Source organism: Pantoea stewartii, from assembly GCF_011044475.1.
GTDB lineage: Bacteria > Pseudomonadota > Gammaproteobacteria > Enterobacterales > Enterobacteriaceae > Pantoea > Pantoea stewartii.
Genome location: NZ_CP049115.1, coordinates 1,304,279 through 1,325,390, shown reverse-complemented (window position 1 = coordinate 1,325,390; position 21,112 = coordinate 1,304,279). Strand labels below are relative to the sequence as shown.

General features: G+C 50.0%; 33 protein-coding genes. 24 read left to right on the top strand and 9 right to left on the bottom strand.

The window, feature by feature from the left end; all coding sequences use genetic code 11:
* Positions 1 to 40: 40 nt before the first annotated feature.
* The 9 genes from G5574_RS06320 to G5574_RS06285 form a co-directional block, all read right to left on the bottom strand.
* Positions 41 to 1,216, bottom strand: a complete 1,176-nt coding sequence (locus G5574_RS06320) for a phage integrase Arm DNA-binding domain-containing protein (protein ID WP_164482301.1) — start codon at positions 1,214 to 1,216, stop codon at positions 41 to 43.
* Position 1,217: 1 nt separating this feature from the next.
* A complete protein-coding gene (locus tag G5574_RS23630) occupies positions 1,218 to 1,427 on the bottom strand; it encodes a hypothetical protein (RefSeq protein WP_064365979.1) in 210 nt (69 codons plus the stop codon).
* A 49-nt stretch (positions 1,428 to 1,476) separates the two neighbouring features.
* Positions 1,477 to 1,821 (bottom strand): hypothetical protein, encoded by a 345-nt coding sequence (locus G5574_RS06315; RefSeq protein WP_164482300.1) that lies wholly within the window; start codon positions 1,819 to 1,821, stop codon positions 1,477 to 1,479.
* Complete coding sequence (locus G5574_RS06310; RefSeq protein WP_164482298.1) at positions 1,814 to 2,029, bottom strand: hypothetical protein; 216 nt, start codon at positions 2,027 to 2,029, stop codon at positions 1,814 to 1,816. The genes G5574_RS06315 and G5574_RS06310 overlap by 8 nt, the downstream gene beginning before the upstream one ends.
* The gene (locus G5574_RS06305; protein WP_164482296.1) at positions 2,022 to 2,615 is read right to left on the bottom strand and encodes a hypothetical protein; all 594 of its coding nucleotides are present in this window, start codon (positions 2,613 to 2,615) and stop codon (positions 2,022 to 2,024) included. Before G5574_RS06305 ends, G5574_RS06310 begins: the two co-directional genes overlap by 8 nt.
* On the bottom strand, positions 2,612 to 2,848 hold the full coding sequence (locus G5574_RS06300) for a hypothetical protein (protein ID WP_164482295.1): 237 nt from the start codon (positions 2,846 to 2,848) through the stop codon (positions 2,612 to 2,614). Before G5574_RS06300 ends, G5574_RS06305 begins: the two co-directional genes overlap by 4 nt.
* The gene (locus tag G5574_RS23530) at positions 2,845 to 3,549 is read right to left on the bottom strand and encodes a hypothetical protein (protein ID WP_216850771.1); all 705 of its coding nucleotides are present in this window, start codon (positions 3,547 to 3,549) and stop codon (positions 2,845 to 2,847) included. Before G5574_RS23530 ends, G5574_RS06300 begins: the two co-directional genes overlap by 4 nt.
* An 11-nt stretch (positions 3,550 to 3,560) precedes the next feature.
* Positions 3,561 to 3,719: a DUF1317 family protein gene (locus tag G5574_RS06290; RefSeq protein WP_019106222.1), complete on the bottom strand. Its 159-nt coding sequence runs from the start codon at positions 3,717 to 3,719 to the stop codon at positions 3,561 to 3,563.
* A gap of 436 nt (positions 3,720 to 4,155) precedes the next feature.
* Complete coding sequence (locus G5574_RS06285) at positions 4,156 to 4,824, bottom strand: LexA family protein (protein ID WP_121046936.1); 669 nt, start codon at positions 4,822 to 4,824, stop codon at positions 4,156 to 4,158.
* A gap of 85 nt (positions 4,825 to 4,909) precedes the next feature.
* Between G5574_RS06285 and G5574_RS06280 the strand changes: the two genes are divergently transcribed.
* From G5574_RS06280 to G5574_RS06175, 24 genes are all read left to right on the top strand, one after another.
* Positions 4,910 to 5,131 carry a transcriptional regulator gene (locus G5574_RS06280; protein ID WP_121046849.1) on the top strand — a complete coding sequence of 74 codons (222 nt, stop codon included), beginning with the start codon at positions 4,910 to 4,912 and terminating at the stop codon, positions 5,129 to 5,131.
* A gap of 25 nt (positions 5,132 to 5,156) precedes the next feature.
* Positions 5,157 to 5,693 (top strand): YmfL family putative regulatory protein, encoded by a 537-nt coding sequence (locus G5574_RS06275; protein ID WP_164482294.1) that lies wholly within the window; start codon positions 5,157 to 5,159, stop codon positions 5,691 to 5,693.
* Between the two features lie 287 nt (positions 5,694 to 5,980).
* Positions 5,981 to 6,163 (top strand): DUF4222 domain-containing protein, encoded by a 183-nt coding sequence (locus G5574_RS06270; protein WP_164482292.1) that lies wholly within the window; start codon positions 5,981 to 5,983, stop codon positions 6,161 to 6,163.
* On the top strand, positions 6,160 to 7,041 hold the full coding sequence (locus G5574_RS06265) for a conserved phage C-terminal domain-containing protein (protein WP_164482290.1): 882 nt from the start codon (positions 6,160 to 6,162) through the stop codon (positions 7,039 to 7,041). Before G5574_RS06270 ends, G5574_RS06265 begins: the two co-directional genes overlap by 4 nt.
* Before the next feature lie 9 nt (positions 7,042 to 7,050).
* Positions 7,051 to 7,482, top strand: coding sequence for a PerC family transcriptional regulator (locus G5574_RS06260; protein WP_164482289.1), 432 nt, complete (start codon positions 7,051 to 7,053; stop codon positions 7,480 to 7,482).
* Positions 7,479 to 7,601: a hypothetical protein gene (locus tag G5574_RS23870; protein WP_280530486.1), complete on the top strand. Its 123-nt coding sequence runs from the start codon at positions 7,479 to 7,481 to the stop codon at positions 7,599 to 7,601. The genes G5574_RS06260 and G5574_RS23870 overlap by 4 nt, the downstream gene beginning before the upstream one ends.
* Entirely contained in the window at positions 7,598 to 8,905 is a 1,308-nt protein-coding gene (locus G5574_RS06255) for a ParB/RepB/Spo0J family partition protein (protein WP_164482287.1), read from the top strand. Before G5574_RS23870 ends, G5574_RS06255 begins: the two co-directional genes overlap by 4 nt.
* Entirely contained in the window at positions 8,902 to 9,267 is a 366-nt protein-coding gene (locus tag G5574_RS06250; protein WP_164482286.1) for a RusA family crossover junction endodeoxyribonuclease, read from the top strand. Before G5574_RS06255 ends, G5574_RS06250 begins: the two co-directional genes overlap by 4 nt.
* 136 nt (positions 9,268 to 9,403) lie before the next feature.
* Complete coding sequence (locus tag G5574_RS06245; RefSeq protein WP_164482284.1) at positions 9,404 to 10,120, top strand: phage antirepressor KilAC domain-containing protein; 717 nt, start codon at positions 9,404 to 9,406, stop codon at positions 10,118 to 10,120.
* A complete protein-coding gene (locus G5574_RS06240) occupies positions 10,117 to 11,130 on the top strand; it encodes a DUF968 domain-containing protein (RefSeq protein ID WP_164482282.1) in 1,014 nt (337 codons plus the stop codon). Before G5574_RS06245 ends, G5574_RS06240 begins: the two co-directional genes overlap by 4 nt.
* Positions 11,131 to 11,151: 21 nt before the next feature.
* Positions 11,152 to 11,553, top strand: coding sequence for an antiterminator Q family protein (locus tag G5574_RS06235; RefSeq protein ID WP_164482280.1), 402 nt, complete (start codon positions 11,152 to 11,154; stop codon positions 11,551 to 11,553).
* Between the two features lie 262 nt (positions 11,554 to 11,815).
* On the top strand, positions 11,816 to 12,088 hold the full coding sequence (locus tag G5574_RS06230) for a hypothetical protein (RefSeq protein WP_105082319.1): 273 nt from the start codon (positions 11,816 to 11,818) through the stop codon (positions 12,086 to 12,088).
* 222 nt (positions 12,089 to 12,310) lie between these two features.
* Positions 12,311 to 12,664: a phage holin, lambda family gene (locus tag G5574_RS06225; protein WP_024471897.1), complete on the top strand. Its 354-nt coding sequence runs from the start codon at positions 12,311 to 12,313 to the stop codon at positions 12,662 to 12,664.
* Positions 12,648 to 13,073 (top strand): lysozyme, encoded by a 426-nt coding sequence (locus tag G5574_RS06220; protein ID WP_121046861.1) that lies wholly within the window; start codon positions 12,648 to 12,650, stop codon positions 13,071 to 13,073. Before G5574_RS06225 ends, G5574_RS06220 begins: the two co-directional genes overlap by 17 nt.
* Entirely contained in the window at positions 13,070 to 13,522 is a 453-nt protein-coding gene (locus G5574_RS06215; protein ID WP_164482278.1) for an Rz lytic protein, read from the top strand. Before G5574_RS06220 ends, G5574_RS06215 begins: the two co-directional genes overlap by 4 nt.
* Positions 13,419 to 13,649: an Rz1-like lysis system protein LysC gene (gene lysC / locus G5574_RS23980; RefSeq protein WP_425325401.1), complete on the top strand. Its 231-nt coding sequence runs from the start codon at positions 13,419 to 13,421 to the stop codon at positions 13,647 to 13,649. The genes G5574_RS06215 and lysC overlap by 104 nt, the downstream gene beginning before the upstream one ends.
* Before the next feature lie 233 nt (positions 13,650 to 13,882).
* On the top strand, positions 13,883 to 14,062 hold the full coding sequence (locus G5574_RS06210; protein WP_164482277.1) for a hypothetical protein: 180 nt from the start codon (positions 13,883 to 13,885) through the stop codon (positions 14,060 to 14,062).
* A gap of 447 nt (positions 14,063 to 14,509) precedes the next feature.
* Positions 14,510 to 15,967: a glycosyltransferase family 2 protein gene (locus tag G5574_RS06205; RefSeq protein WP_164482275.1), complete on the top strand. Its 1,458-nt coding sequence runs from the start codon at positions 14,510 to 14,512 to the stop codon at positions 15,965 to 15,967.
* Positions 15,968 to 15,973: 6 nt separating this feature from the next.
* On the top strand, positions 15,974 to 16,486 hold the full coding sequence (locus G5574_RS06200; RefSeq protein WP_164482273.1) for an HNH endonuclease signature motif containing protein: 513 nt from the start codon (positions 15,974 to 15,976) through the stop codon (positions 16,484 to 16,486).
* Positions 16,467 to 17,129 (top strand): hypothetical protein, encoded by a 663-nt coding sequence (locus G5574_RS06195; RefSeq protein WP_164482272.1) that lies wholly within the window; start codon positions 16,467 to 16,469, stop codon positions 17,127 to 17,129. The genes G5574_RS06200 and G5574_RS06195 overlap by 20 nt, the downstream gene beginning before the upstream one ends.
* Positions 17,053 to 17,403, top strand: a complete 351-nt coding sequence (locus G5574_RS06190) for an HNH endonuclease (protein ID WP_164482271.1) — start codon at positions 17,053 to 17,055, stop codon at positions 17,401 to 17,403. Before G5574_RS06195 ends, G5574_RS06190 begins: the two co-directional genes overlap by 77 nt.
* 198 nt (positions 17,404 to 17,601) lie before the next feature.
* Positions 17,602 to 18,075 carry a phage terminase small subunit P27 family gene (locus G5574_RS06185; RefSeq protein ID WP_096012288.1) on the top strand — a complete coding sequence of 158 codons (474 nt, stop codon included), beginning with the start codon at positions 17,602 to 17,604 and terminating at the stop codon, positions 18,073 to 18,075.
* A complete protein-coding gene (locus G5574_RS06180) occupies positions 18,075 to 19,805 on the top strand; it encodes a terminase large subunit (protein WP_164482270.1) in 1,731 nt (576 codons plus the stop codon). The genes G5574_RS06185 and G5574_RS06180 overlap by 1 nt, the downstream gene beginning before the upstream one ends.
* Entirely contained in the window at positions 19,805 to 21,109 is a 1,305-nt protein-coding gene (locus G5574_RS06175; protein WP_164482269.1) for a phage portal protein, read from the top strand. Before G5574_RS06180 ends, G5574_RS06175 begins: the two co-directional genes overlap by 1 nt.
* Positions 21,110 to 21,112 lie beyond the last annotated feature (3 nt).

Below are 21,112 nucleotides of genomic sequence, written 5' to 3'. Positions count from 1 at the left end.
TTAGCCGCTTTTCGGCGGCTAGTTTGTTTAGGCAAATTTATTAAATTGAAATTTCTGCATGTGGTACGGATACCCAGTCAATATGATTTTGCGTATAAATTTTTGTTGATTTGGCGTCGCTGTGCGCCATTCTGGCTTGTGGGTCAACGCCCTTAGTTTCGAAGAGATGAGCCGCCAGTGCCCTTATCTCATGGAAAGTTGGTCTTTCTTCAATCGGATATTTTCCTGCAAGACCTAAGCTATCTCTCAAAGCAGAAAAAGCCCTGCTCAAATAAGATGGTACGACCTGCGTGGGATGATTTACATCTTTACTGATCGGGTTGCTGGTTTTGTCCGGCAAGCGATGAACGACATAGGGACTAGCAACACGGTCCCGGCTTTCATCAATTATCTTTTTGAGTTCAGCGCCGATTGGTATAGCAATGTGCGATGATTCTTTATTTTGAACCTTTTGCCTGTGAATATAGAGCACACCATGAATTTCATTCTGGGGATTGTCATACCATACGCAGCCACATACCCCCGCTTTAGGGGCTTTTATTGAATATCTTATGCGCGTGACTTCCAGTCGAGCCTGAGTGGTCTGCAATGCTAAATCCATTGCTGTTCTGAGCCAAGGCTCAGCAGCATCACGCATCATCTTAAATTCAATCAGACTGAGGCGCCGGCGTTTTTTAGCATCTTTGGGTCTTAGTTTTTTCCGATTTGCCGGGTTATCCATCATCAGTGATTCATCGACTGCATAACTGAAAATTTTACGAAGAAAACTCACCTTTCTGTTCTGAACGTTGGCCGAAGATTCAGCGTGATATTTTTGAATAAACCCGTTTACATGTTCTAAATCGATGTCGCACGCAGGCATTGTAAAAAATTCTTTTACCCTAACAATGTCATTGAGCCAAACATCTTTCGTAATCGGAGCTGGCTTCTCATCCCTGATAGCTCTAGCCAGCAGTTTATCCGCATGTTCCGAGAAGGGATTAGCCTCACCATTCACGCCACCTGATTCCCGGATGAGCCCAGCCAGCGAAACGACTGTTTCTGGCCGCATCTGGTTGTTGTATTCACGAGCAATAGCTATAGCCATTGCTCGATCCGTACCTAACGATTTCCTTTTCCCTGTTACCAGAATAAAACGATATGTGCCTGTTGCTGAATCTAGATACAAATGGTCAGGCAAATGGCGGTTTTCTTTTTTTCTTGGACGCGCTGCCATTTTAACCCTCGTTGATTAATTGCCTGACGGCATGAGATACGTCACTGCTTATTCCCCATTGCTCAGACGAGCAAACCCAAACAACTCCGTCTACAACTTTCCCTTTCAGCTTACCGTTTTCCACCCAGCGCCTAATGGTTCTGTTGTCTGGTTGGGAGCCATCTTCGAATTCACGCTGACCCCACTTGCTTGCCCTCATTAACTTGCTCATAAAACCCCCACACACTCCCGCTGCAACAGGCTTGAAAAGCCGTGACAAATCACGGCGCTATAACCAACTTCGTTTCATGCCAGCCTAGGCTAACCCAACAGGCTGACTCTTCTTTCAGTGGGCAATCCTGCACAGGCAGGCAATCACCACACTTACCGCACTTGCGCTTACTCATGGACTTGATCCGGCTACGAACCCGCGCATCGTCCTGGCGAATAAGCAGAGCGATATACTCTGCCAATTCGTAGGGCTCACGCACTGGACGGCGGGCGGCACAGTTCTGCTCCAGCATCGCCAGTTCCTGCTCATCGAGAAGAATTTCCAGTTTTCTGACACCAGCAGCGGCCTGTCTGGCTCGCTGCTCTGCTTTGCGTTCGGCGGGGGATTTAGGCATTTGGCGACCTGCACAGCATATTAATTAATCTGCACATGCAGTCTTCGCTGATTTCAAACATGCCTTTATCATTCTGCCTTGCATTTAAAAGTTCATCTGGAATAGGCTCTTTACGATAAGCCTGAAGCTCTTTTGCGATCTCTCGTTGTTCATCAGTGAATAGAATATCGCCATTAATCACCTCTTCCAGGCGCTCATCACTAATCATCCTGACCTCCAGGCGCTGCTGGCGAGAAATGCTCAACACCTTTAGCCCATATTTCCTTGATGGTCGTCCAGTCAACGGGAATGCTGCTTATCCAGTGACCTTGCCCGTTGCAATCATCACAACCTTCACCAAGGCATTCATGGCATACAATATTTTGCTTCACGCTAAACTCGCCAAGTAATGCCGCCTTCGCGCCATTCTCAGCCGTTAATGAACGCGGAACTGAAACCCACCCATCGCTTACAGGCTGTGCGGTGGAGTTAAGGCGCTCATCCAAAAGAGCCTGGTAAGCATCAATGAGGTCAATTACATCGCTGTCACCACCACGCCGATAATCGGTCCAGCGTGAGCGCTCATAGTGCTCATCAGCAAGGCTACGCCCTTCAGCATAAATCCAGGTTCGCTCACCAGTGGGGTCGTCAATCATCCCTGAGCAAGCCCATATAGTCGGCCCTCCACCGCCTGCACGTTGAACAGAAAGCTCACCGCCGCAAACGCTACAACTTGGGATTTTTGGCTCCGCATATCGGTTGCGAAGTTCCTTCAGCACATCACCATCAACTGGATTGGGGGAATTAGTTGTCATGGTAACAACCCCTTTATGCGTAAATATTTCCTAGCCTCCAACGCTTTACGCTTTGTTGGATAACTTGGCGTCAATGCATTGTTCCAGTCATAATCCTGACCGCCGAATTTATTGGAGTAGGAAGGTACCAACCACCAAGCACCCTTGTGTCGACCGCGAGCACCACCCTCCAGAATCGCAGTTCCTCTCCGTCCATGCCAGTTTATGGAGTGCGTATATTTTTCGTTTTTCATTTGCGTCTCCGCTTCTGCGCTGCACGTTTTTGCTGAGCGGCATAGCCGCGCTTGTTATTAACCGGATAAGAATTCCCGGCGATACCGAAAACAAACTGGTTTTGAAATTTCGCGGCTGCCAATATGCTCGCTCGCACCTCATCGGCATAATCGCGCTTAAACTCTTCTGGCGAGGCATTGGTCAGGAACTCCAGAGCACTCAATACCGCGCCTGAAATGTCGTGGGCTTGCTCCGGGGTATCATTGATGAAGCCGCACTCCCAAGCTGCCAAAATGCGGGTAGCTGCAAAATGAATGCCTTCCGCCCGCACAGAGTTCAGGTAAGCGTCGGTGGCTGGGGTTGGGTTTTCTGCTTTTATTGATGTAAGTACTGCGCGAATCACATCGGAGTCGTTGTCCACCCATTGGTGGCAATAGTGCTCATCACCGTCAATTTTTAAAACAGCGGTATCTGAAAACACATCAGTCACTTCTGTTGAAAACTCCTCCGTTACAAAAACCTGCTTCAGCGCCGCATTCTCCGCCGCCACCGCATCCAGCTTCTGCTGCAATTCATCCCCACGGACGATAGCGCAATCAAGGCGGGTTGCCAGAGCAGAGACAAGCTTTGAGATTTCAGTAAGAGGCATATCAGCATCAAGCGCTTTAGCGAACTGATGACCGGCTTCAACAAGCTCTTTATTTGATTTATTCGATAACATGCTGGTGGCCCTCAGTGAAAAACGATGTTGCAGTTAAGGCGCTCAGCTTCGTTCTGCGCCCTGATAGGATTTTTGATAACGGTACCGTCAGGCATCAGCCAGCCATTGAGCAGATGGCTATAGGGCAGGGTGATACGGCCAACGGTAATAGGGTCGTCTGACTTTTCCATAAATACTCCACACGCGATTTTTGGTTGCACGAATCCCTTGCCGGAGGTGGCAATAAAAACTTTTGGGATTTAGTTAATTGGCTGCTGGGTTACTGCAACAACCCAGAGCCGGGCCTCCACACACTGGAAGTGTTGTTGTGACATGTCACAACGAAGAGAACACTTAGCGCCTCTGTGGCGCGGCCTTAAGCGCCCGCCAAATGCTCTCATCGTTGTGCAAAAAAGTGCGGTTAAACCGGGTGAACATTACCTTCGCTCTCCTTATGGGATGAAAGCCCCGGAGTAACCGCCAAGTACAACACTTTCTCTTTCCTAACTCTGTGGGCTAACAGGTAATGTACCTCTCCTGTGCTCTTGAATCTTATTATGTACCTATAGGGTACATTGTCAAGCATAAAAAAACCCGCAATTGCAGGTTCTTTTTCATAGGGATGTTTTAGCGATTGTAACGCCTTGGCTTGCCAGAAAAAATTACAGTACCAATAAGAGAGCAATTGCCGTCAATTTTCACATAAGGCTCGGGCCAATCGCGATTCAATGCTTTTAAATACTTACTCGTGCCATCTTCAATGAGTCGCTTGAAAGTTGTTTCTCCAGTATCAAGCATAAGAGCGATTACATCATCACCATGAGCTGGGACCACTTCTGGATCAACAAATATCATGTCACCCTGCTTGTATTCATCACTCATCGAATCACCTAATACTCTGAGGATGTATGTCATCGGCCCGCAAGGTACTGGGCAGGGGTAAGTTTCTGCAACGCTCATATCAACCTCTGAATAGCCGATTTCTGTCCATGCTCCGGCTTGCACCCATGAGATAACTGGGACCATCTGAATCTTTAGTTCAGTATCCATAACATTTTTGTTAGGTGCAACATTGGTTGTTTGGTGCTTTTGGTCTAGCCATCCTTGGGGAAGATCAAAACATTTTTCAATGTGACGAGCCATGTCGTCACCAATATTTTTAGTTGCGTTCTCCCCTAGAAAGCGACTCGTTTGAGTTGGCTCTCTATCAATTAAGTTGGCGAAGTATGAGTTGCCACCCACCCCGTCCCGCAGTTTCCTGGCGTTTTCGCGCCGTATTTCACTGATAGTTTTCATGTACTCATTAGATGACATGTACCAAAGTGGTACAAGTACCTTGTAGGTTCATTTATTTCATGTATTATGTACTCAGGAGGTACATATGAAACAGTACTGGAACTCACTTTCAAGAGAAGAACGGTCCGATCTAGCCAGCAAAGTAGGTTATAGCCCTGGCTACTTAAGACTTGTATTTACTGGTCATAAAAAAGCTGGATTCATACTGGCGCAAAAGCTGGAAACCGAAACTCAAGGCGAAGTTACCCGCGCTGAATTAAGGCCAGATATATATCCAGAGAATGATTCTAATCCCGCAACAGCTTGAAGATAACTACCCAAGGAAAAGCAAAATGGTAGACACGATTAACCAGGCAGTTCGCCAGATGTGCAAAGCACATAAGCACGGTCGCTTAGGTATGGCTGCTGATTTAGGCATGAGTATCGAACAGTTTCATAACCATCTCTACAAGAAGCGTGGCAGTCGTTTTTTCAGCCTGGATGATCTGATGCGAATGGAAGTTCTGTCCGGCACCCATTGCGTGGCTGAATTCATGGCCGTTCGTCATGGAATGCTGCTGGTGGACATCAAGGCCGCCAGCGAAATGGACAAGGTTGATTTGTTCGATACGCAGATGAAGGCCAAAGCAGCGGAAGGAGAACTGGCAACAGCCCAGCTTGAAGCTATGGCAGATGGCGTCATCGACCATCACGAGCGCAAAACGCTGTCAGCGTTATTCCGCAAAACACTCAATCATCAGGTGCACGGATTTTTTGGCCTCATTGCGCTCTTCAGTGCAGGCACAGCCGATCACGCCGTGGACATGTTCGTATCAACCGGGAGAAAGGCTGATGTGGCCCGAATGCAGTTCGACGTGCAGGACATTTGAAGTGATAAGAGATTTATCAGGGGCCAGAAAAGGTGAACGCCCCGGGTTGCAGCCTAGGGCGTTCGGTGCGAGTAAATCAACGTGTGTGGAGACTCATCGCATGAGCATTGTAAATCAGAAACCGTTGTCAGGGCAATTCCGCTGCCGATATCAGGCTGGCGTCCCTGTCTATGAGCTAATCATATCCTCAGCGGATAAGCCTCACAACTACCAGTGCGTGCCGCGTTTGGTAGTCGAATCAGCCTGGGCAGAGTTTTATCGTCGTCCAGCAGATGCCGGGGTGAACCATGGAAACTGAAATCATCAAGCCTTGGGTGGAGCGCTACACCGACAATCGCGGTGTTCCGGTCACAACTATTGGCGTTGATACGGTTAATCACCGTGTGATCTTCCGCCGCCCAAATTATCCCCACGATTGCATGCTGCCGCGTGTGTTGTTCTGTCAGAAGTTCAGGAAGGTATCACCATGAGTTTACTGCTTAAGGTCAAGCCGCTTGTGGTGAGCCCTGAGCTTGCCAGCCGCATTGGCCTCAATGAAGCCATTGTGCTTCAACAGATTTGCTACTGGCTGGAAGACACCACATCTGGCGTCGAATATGACGGGAAACGCTGGGTTTATAACACTATCGACGAATGGACAAATCAGTTTCCATTTTGGTCATCAGACACTGTTAAGCGTGCTCTTACGTCGCTTAAAAAGCGTGACCTGATTTTCGTCGAGCAACTGAAAAAAACTCAGCATGATCGGACTAATTATTACGCAATTAACCACGCAAACCCTTTATTGACCGATGAGGGCAATTTGCACTCATCGAAGAATGCAAATTGCACCAATCGAGAGGGGCAGGCTGCACTCATCGATCAGGGCAACATGCCCTCATCCATCAGGGCAAATTGCCCTCGTCTTACAGAGAATACAACAGAGAATACTACAGAGATAACAACAGAGAGTTCTTGTCAGGTTGCTGCGCAACCCGACCCGGCTGTTGAGATCACTGATATGGCTAAACAGGTTCTCAAACACCTCAACATGACCACCGGCGCTAAGTTTCAAACCTGCCGTTCGTCTCTTGAAAACATCAAGGCGCGTATTTCTGAGGGCTACGAACTGTCAGAACTTTTACTGGTGGTCGATTACAAGCATGAGCACTGGAAAGATACCGAGCAGGAGCAGTACCTGCGCCCGGCCACGCTGTTTATCCCTAAAAACTTCCCTGGCTATCTCCAGTCGGCCACCAAGTGGAATAAGTCTGGTCGACCTAAATGCGTCAACGGCAAATGGGTGCGTGACGTGATGGCTATCCCTTCAACCGATTACGCCATCCCTGATGGCTTCCGTGGCGCTTAAGGGGGATTCATGGACAACGTTGAAATCATTCTCGACTGCCTGCGTAAGCATGGCTCTATGACCATCACGAAGATTTGCGCAAAGACCGGATTATCTAACGCCACTGTCAGGTATTCAGTAACCGGCCTTTATGAGCTGCACATCCTGAGCCGCAACAAGGACTACACGTATTCAATAACGCCCTATGAGCGCCCGCCAGAGAACGCTGGTTATCTTGAGGCAGTCAAGACATCCACAGAGTTGCAGGGCAAAGGACTCTGGCTGAGAGCCAGCCACAACTGGTTACGCGCAATGGTCCTGGCAAAGTTCGATGACAACCGGCAGAACGCCAAGGTAAGCCGTGACAAGTGCATGTCCAGGGCAAAGATGCGTTGTGGACATTACGGCGGCATAGCCAGCGGCAGGGTGAGCGATGCAGGACTGAGGGAGTTGAACCGATGAAATTAGCCTTCAAACGCCACTTCGAAGAAAACGAATATTTCTACAGGTCATTGCCGGAAGTGCTGGTGCTCATCCTGGTTCTGATTATCACTCTGGTTATGGAGTTACACACAGTATGACTAACTTATCTCAGGTTTATAAAGGCAAAGACGAAAAAGGCACCAACATCACTACACGCAAAACCTATCTGCTTAGTGTGGATGAGCTTTACGTCGAGCCTGGCTACAACGTACGCGAGATTGACCAGACCCACGCTGAAGAATTCCGTGATGCGTTTATTGCTGGTGAGCATGTGCCGCCGCTTGCCGTTCAGGTCACTGAGCATGGCATCAAGGTTATCGACGGGCATCACCGCTACTTCGGTGCAAAGCTGGCACAGGAGGCGGGTCATGAGCTGCGCCTTGAGTGCAAAGACTTCGTTGGCAGTGAAGCAGACCGCATCGCCTTCATGGTGACAAGCAGCCAGGGTAGGGCGTTACTCCCGCTGGAACGTGCCGCTGCCTATCAGCGCCTTGTCAATCAGGGCTGGGAACCGGCAGAGATAGCGAAGAAGGTTAAGCGCTCGGTCACTGACGTTGAGCAGCACCTACAGCTTCTGACTGTCGGAGATAGCCTGATTGATATGGTCAAGTCTGGCGAGGTTGCCGCCACTACTGCGATTGCCTTACAGCGTGAGCATGGCGCTAAGGCATCCAGTATCGCTCAGCAGCAGATGGAAAAGGCCAAAGCCGCGGGAAAAAAGAAACTGACCAAAGCTGCTGCAATGCCACAGTTCAGCGCCGCCAAAGCGCGTCGTCTGGTAGAGCTGCTTTGCGATGCTCAACTGGGCGACGAAGAAGACGGCATGACAGCGCTATACCACAATTCCAGCTACACCGATGAGATCATGTCTATCCTGGCGGAATACCGTGAAGGCATCCCCGGCACTGTAAAAGCTTCGGAACCAGAGCTGGTACAAGAGCAGCAGGGCGGCGAAGAGTTACCGCTTAAGCGTGTTGATATTCTTGAGCAAAGCGGCGTTGAGACGATGGCCTGTGTCGTGGCCGCGTTCGGCATGAAACACGAATACACATTCAGTGAGTCGAAATACGCCCATGTCTGGGCCTCAGATTCAGTCGAAAGCCCCGAGATGTTGGTGGTGCCGCCAGAAACCATCCAGAAGGCAAAGCGACTCATTCAGGAGCATCGGGACGATCTTGAATTAAAACTGTGGGTGGCTGAAAAGTTTGAAGGCCCGGATGAAGACAGCTTTCGATTCCGCCGCTTCCATTCAGTACTGGTAGAAACTCGTCTTGTAAAACCCTGCACCGTTAGTGAGTTCATTGAGCTGGTGGAGCAGACAGACCCGAACTGCTGGGACAACGTCCGCCTGTTGCGTGGAGCAGTCAAAGAGCTTTTAGGCGAAGAGGGTACCGCTGCATGAAATTGACCCTGCCATTTCCACCAAGCGTAAACGGTTACTGGCGGGCTACGAATACGGGTATGAAAATTAGCGCCTCCGGGCGCTCTTTTCGTTCAAACGCAATCGCAGCCATCCTGACACAGCTTAAGCGCCGCCCTCAGCCCATTACAGTGAACGTTGAAGTTACTGTGTTGCTTTACCCGCCAGACAAGCGCAATCGCGATCTTGATAACTACCAGAAGGCGCTGTTCGACAGCCTTACGCATGCTGGCGTATGGGTCGATGACAGGCAGATTAAGAGATTCACTGTAGAGTGGGGCGATCAGGTTAAGCAGGGAAAAGCAGAGGTAACTATCACTCCCTTCACGTCGGGGGGGAAATGATTTCAAATAGCGGTTATAGTGCGAATACCGGGGGCATGTTGCAGATGCCGTTGGTAAAGGTTGGTCCCGTTCACTTGCAGGTGATGGGGCGGGACCGTTTAAAAATAATGCGTGTAAAGTGTGTGGAGAGTTCAAAATGCTAAATCAATCAGCGGGTGCTAATGCACCTGTAGTCAACGCTATCCAATCCCCAACCATGACCAGCCGTGAGATTTCTGAGATCACCGGCAAGCAGCATCAGCATGTAAAGCGAGATATCGAAAACATGCTCGCTGACCTTAAAGAAGATGCGTCCAACTTTGGACGTATCTATTTTGACAGCATGAACCGCCAGCAGACTGAGTATCACCTTGACCGCGAGCACACCGAATGCCTCATCACCGGTTACAGTGCCATCCTTCGCATGAAAGTGATCAAGCGGCTGCATGAGTTAGAGCAAAGCCAGCCAGTTAAAATCCCGCAGACCTATGCTGAGGCACTACGCCTGGCCGCCGAAATGGAAGAGGAGAAGGAACGACTACAGCTACAGCTTACCGAAGCTGCACCAAAGGTCGCTTTCGTGGATCGTTATGTCACGGCCACAGGTTCAATGACATTCCGCCAGGTGGCAAAACTTCTTGAGGCCAAAGAGCCAGAGCTTCGTCTGTTCCTGCTTGATAGCCGGATTATGTATCGACTCAGTGGTGTCATGACTCCCTATAGCCAGCACATCGAAGCCGGTCGTTTTGAAGTCAGAACCGGAACAACTACTGATTCGAATTATGCGTTCAGCCAGTCCCGCTTTACTGCCAAAGGCGTTCAGTGGATTGGCGGGCTGTGGACGGCTTACAAAGCGAAAAGGGGTGAAGAGTGAGAGCACTGCTTACACCTGAAGTTGCTCCGCGCACAGGGATAGTGCTGCTCAAGCCTGGCTCAGACCTGATAGGGATGTTTCGTGGCCGCGTTCTGGTGAGTACACCGACAGCGGACATGGCCGACCTTCCATCAGGCAGGATCAATGACGGCACACAGCCGCTACTTGATGAGCAGTCGCTGATTCCGTTTTTCAGTCATGATCGGGTTATTGCCGCCGCTGGTGGTGCTAATGGCCTGGCTGGTTTCGTGCGTAGCTTTGAATGCTGCCAGTGGCACGACGATGCGACATGGCATCACCATGAATACACACTTCACGAAACTGAATCCGGCCTGGTGTCTTTGTGCTACGGCCACGATAATCATTTCAGGGAGCATGGTACGCCCGGCAAGCTGGATAACATCGCCAAGGGAAACACAGCGCTGTGGATAATCAGGATGGTTTGCAGCCAGCTTGGTTTGCATGGCGAACATCAGCTTACCCTGCCAGAGCTTTGCTGGTGGGCCTCACTGAATGACATTATCGACCTGATACCTGAAGCCCCGGCAAGGCGTGTGCTCCGCATGCCAGCAAGTGTTGTCACCGGAGAGCTTAAGGAGTCTCACATCGCGCCGGAACGCCAGCCTAAGCAGGTCATCCAGCAGGCAGCGGAGCAGGTCAAAAAGATAATCGATCTGGTGGCTGACCCTGAATCGCCAGAGTCATTCATGAGGCGACCAAAGCGCAGGCGCTGGGAGTGCCCGAAGTACACTAAGTGGGTTAAGTCGCAGAAATGCGCATGCTGCGCTAATCAGGCAGATGACCCGCATCACATCATCGGACACGGTCAGGGAGGTATGGGAACTAAGGCACATGATTTATTCGTGATTCCGCTTTGCAGGGCGCATCACGACGAGTTACACCGCGACGCAAAACTTTTTGAGTCGAATTACGGCAGTCAGATTGAACTGTTATTCCGGTTTCTTGATCACGCTATTGCAGTTGGCGTCATTGGGACAGATAAAAAATAAAGTGTGTGGAGGGGATTTAATATGCGTGACATTCAACTGGTTTTAGAACGTTGGGGCGGCTGGGCTGCAAGTGAAGGCACTCAGGTTAGCTGGAATCCAACCAGCCCTATGTTTATTACACTGCTGCCTAAGAGCACCAGTAGTCGTCCTTCCTGCTGTGACAATGACGGCATGATTATTGATACCGCAGTCGGCATGCTTAAAAAGGTTGGTCGCCTGGATGAGCTGGATTTAATCATGGCGCACTACCGTTATGACGTATCCAAATCAACAATTGCTCGCTGGCTTAAATGTTCAGAGGGGAAAGTGCGGCAAAAGCTGATGATCGCTGAGACGTTTATTGATGCCTGCATATTGATGACAGATGCCCGGCTGGAGATGGATGAAGCGACTCAGAAAACTATTTTCCAAAAAAACGCTTAATCTGCTTTTCGTTACGAATTTCTCTATGTAATCTGTTAAGAGTGGTAACAACGCATAGCTTCTTAAATTAGAAACCTCGCCAACTGGCGGGGTTTTTTCATTTCCACACAATACCAAAGGCACTGAGCGCAGGCGGGTTAACCGCTCTGTCCAGGACTGCAAACCTGTAGCGCCTTTCATATTGTGAGCAGAGAGCATGGCTCTTATGCATTGAGATGGTGAAATTTGGTATCCTTACAACTCTTCAATGAAAGGAAACTTAATGGAAACCTCAAAAATTTTTAGCTTTGCGGCCTTTGCGGTTTCAGCAATGTTTGCCTCAGCACCCACGGTTAACGCTCAAACATTTAATGGCTGTCCAAGCTATACAATGGAAGACATAAAACAGTGGAATAAAGAAGGTAAAATTCCTGTAGAAACGCTGATTCAGCTCCCTCTGTCGATGATTGATGTGATCAAGCATGAGCAGGAGTGCCGGTATAAATTTATCGTTCAGCAAAAAGAACGCATATCGAAAGAGCTAAACCAAAAGTAGTTTAAGCAAAAAGAGTTTTATCTGGATTACCCCTGTTGCCGACGGGCAAGGAAACTATCGCGGAATGCGTCAGGGATTTTATTTAAAGAGGTCGCCATTGAGCGGCCTTTTTTCGTTTTTGCGCTCGCCAATCAGCAACCACTTACCCTTTGACGCCGTGGCGATGTGCAATCTTTTCCTCAACAACAAGCCGCCATCATTCCGGTGGCGGGAACTAAGCGCATGCCTCCAGAAAAAGACCCGGGCTTTTGGGCCACAGTGCTGCTGTGGCTGTACGCCCACAAAACAGAATGGGGATATGCCGGGGTAGCAGGCATGTTTTCACTATTACGCAGTGCCTATGCAAAAAGCCCGTGGAGTAAGCGGGTTCTCGACGCTGTTTCCTGTAGTGCGCTGGCGTTCTTCGCTGGCCCGACACTTCAGGTAATGGGTGCTTTATTTAACTGGAACATCCCTGACGCCGCCGCACAGGTATTTGCGGTTTATATCGGGTATGTGGGTAATGACTACATCAGCGACAAGTTGCGCGGGTGGATAGCCAGAAAAACAGGGGATACTGATGCAAACCAGCAATAAAGGCATGGACCTGATTAAGCGTTTCGAGGGCCTGAAGCTTGAGGCGTATCGCGACAGCGTGGGCATTCCCACTATCGGCTATGGGCATACCCACAATGTAAAAATGGGTGATGTGATTACCGGCGAGCAGGCTGACAAATTTCTGCGTGAAGATTTGCTGGTGGCAGAACTGACCATTAACACCAACGTTAAGGTGAAGCTGACACAAAACCAGTTCGACGCGCTGGCGTCATTTGTGTTCAATCTGGGTTCCGGCAACTTCGTAAAATCCACGCTGCTTAAAAAGCTTAACGCAGGCGACTTCGCTGGCGCAGCAGATGAGTTCGGCAAGTGGGTCAACGCAGGCGGAAAGAAATTAGCAGGCCTTGTTAAACGCCGTGCCGCAGAGCGAGAGGTGTTCATCTCATGAATCCATTAAATCTCGTCAAAACTTTTTCACCTGTCATCGTCATTGGCCTTATCTGCCTTGCGCTCTGGATGCTGAACGCCCGTAGCTCACAGCTTGAGGCAACGAATCAGCGCCTTGAGAAGCTGGCGAACATCAAAGACGAGCAGATTAACGACCTGCGTTCAAAAAATGACGGCCTCGCTACCAGCGTTAACGAGCTTGTGACAGCCGTTAAGCACCAGAATGAAGTCATGGGGCAGGTCACCGAACAACGCGCCGTAACAGCCCAGCAGAACCGGAAACTACAGAATGAAATCAAGCAATATCTTGCAGCGGATAAGTGTGCTGTTGCTCCTGTTCCCGCTGATGCTGCTGACAGGTTGCGGAGTGCAGCAAAAGCCGCAAGTGGAGTACCGGACAATCAACCAGCCACGGCTAAACCTTCCGGCAGAACTGACAAGTCAAATTGAAGCGCCAGCGCCGGCAGAAATGATGACTTTTGGTGACAGCGTAAGCCTCAATGCAGAGCTATACGGCGTAGTGGCTCAGTGCAATATCGACCGAGCTGCAATTAGAAAGATTGAGGCGCAGAACTAAAAAAAATGGCCCCATGAGGGCCTAACTTGCGGAAAACAATTTCTTATTGTGCCTTTCATGTTAACAGCCGGTATCTGTATTACAAGCACAAGCGGCAAAGCTTTACGAATCTCTCCGACAAGGGATAACGGTTAGCCACGCTGTGAAGCGTTGCGAAGCTGTAATGGTAAATTTATCTTCACTAAGATTAATCTGGAATGTAATGTATAACCTCACTTTAAAAGGAGGTTGTGATGGTATCTACTAACTACGTTGTTCAATTATATTCTGAGGCTGATCCGCAGTATATCAATGGTATAACTGAGGTAAAGGAAGTCGGAGGTTCTGTGTTCCTTTACAGTGGCGAAGGTAATCTTGCAGCAGTATACGAAAGGAACGATATTCAAAAATTGGCACCATTGAGCCAAGGATGAAATTTAGCAGTGCATTAGCCGCCTACGGGCGGTTTTTACTAGTCTAACAAGGCGCATTTGTTCGCCTGATGATGATAACTTTATATCTCCGCACTAACTGGAGATAGAACATGAAGTGGAATAGCACAGATTCAAATAAGCCAGAACCACTAAAGCTTTTAATTGTATCAACAGACAAGGGCTTAGGATTTGCTACCTACAATCCGATTTACAAAACTTTCGATGTTATAAGGATTGAAGGGAATACTCAGTATAGCAATTACACAGTGTCTCACTGGATGTATTTGCCTGAAATGCCTAACAACTAACCGCCTCCGGGCGGTTTTTTATTTTGTGCTAAAAACTGCGTTCTATGAGTTCAATTTTCAGCATGTACACAATGAATAATCGGCTGGTGTTATCACCATTGCCGAGGGTTATATCTATCTGAACAGCAGGAAACTCTGAATGGACGTCGTGATTGATGGCATTGCCTATGCACCAGTGACTGAACGGGCATCAAATATTGGTATAGCCATCAGCACACACAACCGCCATGACGTTTTATCCCGCGCCCTTGAGCATCAGCTTAAGTTCCTTCCTGCTGGCGCGCTGGTGGTTGTGATAGATGACGGCTCAATCGTTCCGGTAACTGTTCCATCTGGAGTCAGGGTTATTCGTCGTGACGTGTCACGCGGCATCGTGGCATCCAAGAACGCCAGCTTACAGATGCTGATTGATGCAGGCTGTGAACATCTTTTCCTTTGGGATGATGATGCATGGCCTCTAGCTTGTGGATGGGAACAGCCTTACATCGAATCCCCCGAACCGCATCTGGCCTATCAGTTTCAGGACTTCGCGACGGGTCAAAAGCTCAATGACATAGCCGTGTTGTACCGTGACGATAAGCACGTTGCCTATACAGGCCAGCGCGGCGTTATGCTTTACTACCATCGCAACGTGATTGAAAAGGTGGGTGGCTTTGACCCCATCTATCAGCGCGGCATGTACGAGCATTCAGATTTAGCGTTACGCATTCACAATGCCGGGCTCACTTCATGGGCGTTCGCTGATGTGGTCGGTTCGGACAAGTTAATTTACTCGCTTGATGAGCATCAGGCCGTTGAGCGATCAGTACCAAAGCCAGACCGTGAAGCACAGGTTAAGCGCAATGTGACGATACACAACGAGCGCCGTAACATTGGCTATACCGGATTTGCTGAGTACCGCGACAAGCGAAATGTCGTCATCACCACGTTACTGACCAGCCAGCCTGACCCACAACGCGGCACAAAGATAACACCTTCACCTGACCTGCTGGCTAAGTGGGCTTCATCGCTCAGTGGTTGTGGCCGCATCGTCCTGGCTGATGAACTGGACACTGCTCCGGCAGACACTGAGTTATTTCGTGTGCCTGATGTGAAGATGAATGTCTACTTCCGGCGCTGGCTGCATATCTGGCAGCACTTACGTGATCACCCTGAATATCACTTTGTCTGGTGCACCGATGGCACTGATGTGGAAATGCTTCAGCAGCCATGGCAGGAAATGGAAGAGGGCAGGATTTACGTCGGCTCTGAGCCAAAGACCTACGCCGACACCTGGGCTAACCAGAATCATCCCGAAGCTATCTGTCAGGCCTTCATTGATGAGCATCGCAATGACGTGATGTTAAATGCTGGCCTTCTGGGTGGCACCCGCGATGATGTGATGGCAATAGCGCATGGCATTGTCCGGCTGTATTACCACATCGAATCGTTGCGGTTCTGGGGTAAAGAGCACGCAGCGGCATCTGTCGGTGACATGATTTGTTTTGGAATAGTAGTTAATCGATTTAAAGATAGGGTGATTACCGGTCCGAGGATCAATACCGTTTTTAAAACTGACGGCATTGGTAGTGAGTTTGCTTGGTTCAAACATAAGTAGTCAAATATGAACAAAACCAGAACTTTCATTGAAAGATTTTGGGAGAAAGTTGTTATAGCTGAACCTCATGAGTGCTGGATATGGACCGCGGCTAAGCGGAAAAGTCGGGCTGGCGGTGGAAAGTTTTTGTTTTATGGTCATCTCAAAACCGGCGCAAAGCCGGGGGAAACCAGTAAAATGATACTTGCGCACCGTGCCTCATGGGAAATGCACAACGGCCCGATCCCAGAGGGATATTTAATTGACCACGCCTGCCATAACACACTCTGCGTCAACCCTGCACACCTCCGCGCAGTAACCCCAAAGCAAAATGCTGAAAACAGAAAGAGGCATTCCAATGCCTCATCTGGATATCGTGGCGTAACGTGGAATAGGGACATGCGTAAATGGTGTGCTCACTATAAAGAGCATGGCAAAAGTCATCACATTGGCTACTTCGAATGTAAGCATGAAGCAGCTGAGGCAGCGCGGCAGGCCCGCAATAAGGTTTTCACGCACAATGACGCAGACAGATATTAAGTTCGTTGTAGTCGGCCATTACTCGCGCCGGCATCAGGCAGAACAACTGGCATGGTCACTGCGTGCTCACCTGCTGATTGATGAGGCTCAGCATGGCGCAAACTGGAATCACCGTCGCGCTATTCAGTGGGCCAGCATGCAGGACTGTCGCGTAGTGATCATGGAAGACGATGCGCTGCTGGTTGATGGCTTCATCGAAAAGGTAGCAGTCTGGCTTGGCCGGTTCCCTGATGATTTGCTGTCTTTCTATTTAGGCACCGGCAGGCCACCACAGTATCAGCTTGAGGTGGCAACAAAGCTTATCGACAGCGACCAGCGCCAGACTGACTACATCACCATGAGCAGGCTGATTCACGGCGTCTGTTACAGCATACCTCAGCATCGTATCACTGATGTGCTGACAAGATGGGACAGCGCAAAGCCAGCCGACTACGCCGTAGGTGATGCCTATGGCGGTGATGTTATCTATCCCTGTTACTCGCTGGTTGACCATGCAGACACGGCAACAGTAGAGCGGCACCCCGACAACGAGCAACGCAAAGAACGCCGCAGGGCGTGGAGGCTTGATGCCAGCCAGAATACCCAGAGCATGCAGGAAGCTCGGTTGTGCCAGGACTACGACAGACGGATCGGGTTACTGTGACGCTCACCGCAATGAAGGCTGGCAACAGCACCAGAGAGGACAGAGCAGACACGCGCGGGGCTACGGCAGCAAGTGGGACGTCATCAGAGCCCACATTCTGCAACGTGATCGTCACCTCTGCCAGAACTGCCTGAGAAACGGAAGGCCAACAGCAGCCAAGACCATTGACCACATCCTACCCAAAGCGCATGGGGGGACCGATGATGACAGTAATCTTGAAGCCCTCTGCTGGCCTTGCCATAAGAGCAAAACCGCAAAAGAACGTTTCAAATGAGAATCAATATCAACAAATTAGTTGCAAATGCAACTATATCAATGCAAATGAGAATGAATATCATCAAAGGGGGGGGCGGGTCGAAAGTTCAGGCCTCAGAGCCTACAGGACCGCCGCCTAACCTTTTTCCGCATCGCCGCAGGTTAGAAAACTTTTTTATGGGTTCCCCCAAGCATCGATTGATAGGAGTTTTCGATTATGCCAGGACCGCCGAAAACCCCTACCCATCTGCAATTGGTGAGGGGTAACCCTTCAAAACGGGCCGTCAACAAGAACGAGCCTAAACCGCCCTCTGGGGTACCCACAACTCCGAAGCATTTCAGCAAGCAGGAAAAGTACTGGTTCAAGCGGCTGGGTGACGAACTCGACTGCATGGGCGTAATTACCAAGCTAGATGGCATGGCGCTGGAACTTCTGATCGGGGCTTATATTGAATGGCGCACACATCGTGATTATCTCGATGAAGAAGGCGAGACGTACACCACCAAAACACAGACGGGCGACACGCTGATAAAAGCTCACCCCCGCGTTGCCATGATGGCCGATGCGTGGAAACGGCTCAGGGGCATGATGTCGGAATTCGGTATGACACCCGCCTCACGCAGCAAAGTGAATACGGGCGGTACCGGAGAGGTTGACCCGTTCGACGAATTTCTTAAAGCGAGAGAATAATGGCAAAGGTCAGTGACGGAATACGCTACGCCGAAAGGGTGGTGGCGGGGGAAATTGTTGCCGGAAAATACGTAAAGCAGGCCTGCACCCGGTTCCTCAATGACCTGAAAGACGGTGAGCAGCGCAATATCTTTTTCAGTGAGAGCCGTGCGCAGCATATTCTCAACTTTTATAAATTTGTGCCTCATGTCAAAGGCGATCTGGCTGGTAAGCCCATTGACCTGATGGACTGGCACATCTTTATTCTGATAAATATTTTTGGCTTCGTAATTCCACTAATCAACGAACAGACGGGAAAGCCGGTTATTAACGAAAAAAACCGGCCGGTTATGGTCAGGCGCTACCGTACAGCTTACAACGAGGTAGCGCGTAAAAATGCCAAATCGACAGTTTCTTCCGGCATTGGGCTTTATATGGCTGGTGCTGATGGCGAAGGTGGCGCAGAGGTTTATTCTGCGGCCACGACGCGCGACCAGGCCCGAATCGTTTTTAACGATGCAGTTAACATGATCAAGCAGTCAAAAGCCGCCCTGGGCAGGTTGATGGAATTTAACAAGATGGCGATTTTTCAGGAGCGCACAGCGTCCAAATTTGAGCCACTTTCCAGCGATGCCAACAATCTCGACGGCCTGAATATTCACTGCGCAATCGTGGATGAGCTTCACGCACACCGCACCCGTGCGGTATGGGATGTGCTTGAAACGGCAACCGGCGCACGCTCACAGCCACTTTTGTTTGCCATCACGACAGCCGGATTTAATAAAGAGGGAATCTGTTACGACACCCGCGACTATGCCACCAAGGTGCTTAACGGTATCGTTGAGGATGATTCTTTCTTTGCCATCATTTATACGCTGGATGAAGAAGACGATCCCTTTGATGAGTCGGTATGGCAGAAGGCCAATCCGGGTCTGGGGGTGTGCAAACGCTGGGACGATATGCGTCGCCTGGCAAAAAAAGCCAGAGAGCAGGTTTCTGCACGAAATAACTTTCTGACAAAGCACCTCAATATATGGGTCACGGCTGAATCCGCGTGGATTGACATGATGAAGTGGGAGGCCTGCCCGCCACTGGCTCCTGAGCATGAGCTTAAAACCTACCCGCTTTGGGTGGGTGTTGACCTTGCCAACAAGATTGATATCTGTGCCGCAGTAAAAATCTGGCGTGCGCCAGGCGGTCACGTTCATGCCGACTTTAAATTCTGGCTTCCTGAAGGGCGGCTGGAGCGTTGTTCACGTCAGATGGCAGAGCTTTACCGGGACTGGAGCGAAACCGGTGCACTGACGTTAACCGATGGTGACGTTGTGGATCACGCCGTTATCAAAGAAGACCTGATTGCCTGGCTAAGCGGTGAAAATCTTCGTGAGGTAGGTTTTGACCCATGGGGAGCCGTTCAGTTCAGCCTCGCGATGCGTGATGAAGGAGTGCCGATGGTTGAGGTCGCACAGACGGTAAAAAACCTGTCAGAAGCGATGAAAGAAACCGAGGCCATGACCTTTGCCGGAAAAATTCATCATGACAATCACCCGGTTATGAACTGGATGATGAGTAACGTCACCGTAAAGCCTGACAGAAACGAGAATATTTTCCCCAACAAGTCCACGCCGGAGGCGAAGATAGACGGTCCGGTAGCCATGTTTACGGGACTTAGCCGCCTCATACTCAACGGCGGGGAAGACAAACCCGACTTAACGGGATTCTTTGATAACCCGATCATGGTAGGTTTCTGATGAAAAAAAACAGGCATCCGGGGCGCGTTAAAAGTGCGCTCCTGAACTGGCTGGGTGTGCCCATCAGCCTGACTACCGGCACGTTCTGGGAAGAATGGTGGGGTAAAAGCAGCAGCGGAAAAACGGTTTCCGCGGATAAAGCAATGCGCCTGTCAGCAGTCTGGGCATGCACCCGCCTGCTGAGCGAGTCAGTATCCACACTTCCGCTTAAGGTTTATCAGCGTCAGCCTGACGGATCGCGCGTTCTGGCTCTGGATAACCCCGTATATCAGGTGTTGTGCCGCCGCCCAAACCTTGAAATGACACCATCGCGATTCATGCTTTCAGTCGTTGCGTCGATATGTTTGCGCGGCAACGCATTCATTGAGAAAAAGATGATTGGTAAAAAACTGGTGTCGCTGGTGCCGCTTCTTCCACAGAACATGGTGGTTAAGCGCCTGGACAACGGGAGTCTTCAGTACACCTACACCGAAGTAAAGACGCAGCGCGAAATACCGGTTCAGAACATTATGCATATCCGTGGGTTTGGCCTGGACGGCGTTTGCGGGCTGATGCCAATGATGACCGGGCGGGATGTGATCGGCGCAGCGATGTCGGTAGAAGAAGCGGCAGCAAAAATATTTGAAAACGGATTGCAGAGTTCTGGCTTCCTTTCTTCAGATGCCGCCCTGGACGAAAAACAGCGTGAAAGGCTCAGAGGTTATTTAGAGCGATTCATCGGTTCGAAAAACGCCGGAAAGGTGATGGTGCTTGAAGCCGGAATGAAATATCAGGGCGTAACCATCAATCCTGAAGCTGCTCAGATGCTGGAGTCGCGCTCTTTCAGTATAGAAGAAATCTGTCGATGGTTCCGCGTGCCACCTTTCATGGTCGGGCATACCACCAAGCAGAGTAGCTGGGCTTCAAGCGTTGAGGGGATGAACCTGCTCTTCCTGACCAACACGCTTCGCCCGCTGCTGGTCAACATTGAGCAGGAGATATCACGCTGTCTGCTCGACGGCAGCGACGATGTGTTTGCTGAATTCTCTGTGGAAGGGTTGCTCCGGGCAGACACGGCAGGCCGCTCGGCGTACTACACCACCGCGCTACAGAACGGCTGGATGTCGCGTAACGATGTGCGCCGTCTGGAAAATCTTCCACCGATTGAGGGGGGCGATATCTACACCGTGCAGCTTAACCTCACGCCGCTGGATCAGTTACGTGAAAACAACGCTGGTGTTCAGGCCAGTAACCTGATGAAGCTGCACGCTTTCCTCTTCCCGGATATTCCACCGGAACAGTCACCGCTTAAAAAAGCGGCTTAGGAG

Bases quoted from the DNA above. Each gene is read 5' to 3' on its own strand.
- G5574_RS06320 (WP_164482301.1), bottom strand. From the start codon at position 1,216: ATGGCAGCGCGTCCAAGAAAAAAAGAAAACCGCCATTTGCCTGACCAT.
- G5574_RS06185 (WP_096012288.1), top strand. From the start codon at position 17,602: ATGCCAGGACCGCCGAAAACCCCTACCCATCTGCAATTGGTGAGGGGT.
- G5574_RS06265 (WP_164482290.1), top strand. From the start codon at position 6,160: ATGAGTTTACTGCTTAAGGTCAAGCCGCTTGTGGTGAGCCCTGAGCTT.
- G5574_RS06190 (WP_164482271.1), top strand. From the start codon at position 17,053: ATGCCAGCCAGAATACCCAGAGCATGCAGGAAGCTCGGTTGTGCCAGG.
- G5574_RS06235 (WP_164482280.1), top strand. From the start codon at position 11,152: ATGCGTGACATTCAACTGGTTTTAGAACGTTGGGGCGGCTGGGCTGCA.
- G5574_RS06280 (WP_121046849.1), top strand. From the start codon at position 4,910: ATGAAACAGTACTGGAACTCACTTTCAAGAGAAGAACGGTCCGATCTA.
- G5574_RS06245 (WP_164482284.1), top strand. From the start codon at position 9,404: ATGCTAAATCAATCAGCGGGTGCTAATGCACCTGTAGTCAACGCTATC.
- G5574_RS06260 (WP_164482289.1), top strand. From the start codon at position 7,051: ATGGACAACGTTGAAATCATTCTCGACTGCCTGCGTAAGCATGGCTCT.
- G5574_RS06205 (WP_164482275.1), top strand. From the start codon at position 14,510: ATGGACGTCGTGATTGATGGCATTGCCTATGCACCAGTGACTGAACGG.
- lysC (WP_425325401.1), top strand. From the start codon at position 13,419: ATGCTGCTGACAGGTTGCGGAGTGCAGCAAAAGCCGCAAGTGGAGTAC.
- G5574_RS06315 (WP_164482300.1), bottom strand. From the start codon at position 1,821: ATGCCTAAATCCCCCGCCGAACGCAAAGCAGAGCAGCGAGCCAGACAG.
- G5574_RS06255 (WP_164482287.1), top strand. From the start codon at position 7,598: ATGACTAACTTATCTCAGGTTTATAAAGGCAAAGACGAAAAAGGCACC.
- G5574_RS06215 (WP_164482278.1), top strand. From the start codon at position 13,070: ATGAATCCATTAAATCTCGTCAAAACTTTTTCACCTGTCATCGTCATT.
- G5574_RS23630 (WP_064365979.1), bottom strand. From the start codon at position 1,427: ATGAGCAAGTTAATGAGGGCAAGCAAGTGGGGTCAGCGTGAATTCGAA.
- G5574_RS06250 (WP_164482286.1), top strand. From the start codon at position 8,902: ATGAAATTGACCCTGCCATTTCCACCAAGCGTAAACGGTTACTGGCGG.
- G5574_RS06285 (WP_121046936.1), bottom strand. From the start codon at position 4,824: ATGAAAACTATCAGTGAAATACGGCGCGAAAACGCCAGGAAACTGCGG.
- G5574_RS06225 (WP_024471897.1), top strand. From the start codon at position 12,311: ATGCCTCCAGAAAAAGACCCGGGCTTTTGGGCCACAGTGCTGCTGTGG.
- G5574_RS06270 (WP_164482292.1), top strand. From the start codon at position 5,981: ATGGAAACTGAAATCATCAAGCCTTGGGTGGAGCGCTACACCGACAAT.
- G5574_RS06305 (WP_164482296.1), bottom strand. From the start codon at position 2,615: ATGACAACTAATTCCCCCAATCCAGTTGATGGTGATGTGCTGAAGGAA.
- G5574_RS06180 (WP_164482270.1), top strand. From the start codon at position 18,075: ATGGCAAAGGTCAGTGACGGAATACGCTACGCCGAAAGGGTGGTGGCG.
- G5574_RS06230 (WP_105082319.1), top strand. From the start codon at position 11,816: ATGGAAACCTCAAAAATTTTTAGCTTTGCGGCCTTTGCGGTTTCAGCA.
- G5574_RS06220 (WP_121046861.1), top strand. From the start codon at position 12,648: ATGCAAACCAGCAATAAAGGCATGGACCTGATTAAGCGTTTCGAGGGC.
- G5574_RS06200 (WP_164482273.1), top strand. From the start codon at position 15,974: ATGAACAAAACCAGAACTTTCATTGAAAGATTTTGGGAGAAAGTTGTT.
- G5574_RS23530 (WP_216850771.1), bottom strand. From the start codon at position 3,549: ATGTTATCGAATAAATCAAATAAAGAGCTTGTTGAAGCCGGTCATCAG.
- G5574_RS06300 (WP_164482295.1), bottom strand. From the start codon at position 2,848: ATGAAAAACGAAAAATATACGCACTCCATAAACTGGCATGGACGGAGA.
- G5574_RS06275 (WP_164482294.1), top strand. From the start codon at position 5,157: ATGGTAGACACGATTAACCAGGCAGTTCGCCAGATGTGCAAAGCACAT.
- G5574_RS06175 (WP_164482269.1), top strand. From the start codon at position 19,805: ATGAAAAAAAACAGGCATCCGGGGCGCGTTAAAAGTGCGCTCCTGAAC.
- G5574_RS23870 (WP_280530486.1), top strand. From the start codon at position 7,479: ATGAAATTAGCCTTCAAACGCCACTTCGAAGAAAACGAATATTTCTAC.
- G5574_RS06290 (WP_019106222.1), bottom strand. From the start codon at position 3,719: ATGGAAAAGTCAGACGACCCTATTACCGTTGGCCGTATCACCCTGCCC.
- G5574_RS06210 (WP_164482277.1), top strand. From the start codon at position 13,883: ATGGTATCTACTAACTACGTTGTTCAATTATATTCTGAGGCTGATCCG.
- G5574_RS06195 (WP_164482272.1), top strand. From the start codon at position 16,467: ATGACGCAGACAGATATTAAGTTCGTTGTAGTCGGCCATTACTCGCGC.
- G5574_RS06310 (WP_164482298.1), bottom strand. From the start codon at position 2,029: ATGATTAGTGATGAGCGCCTGGAAGAGGTGATTAATGGCGATATTCTA.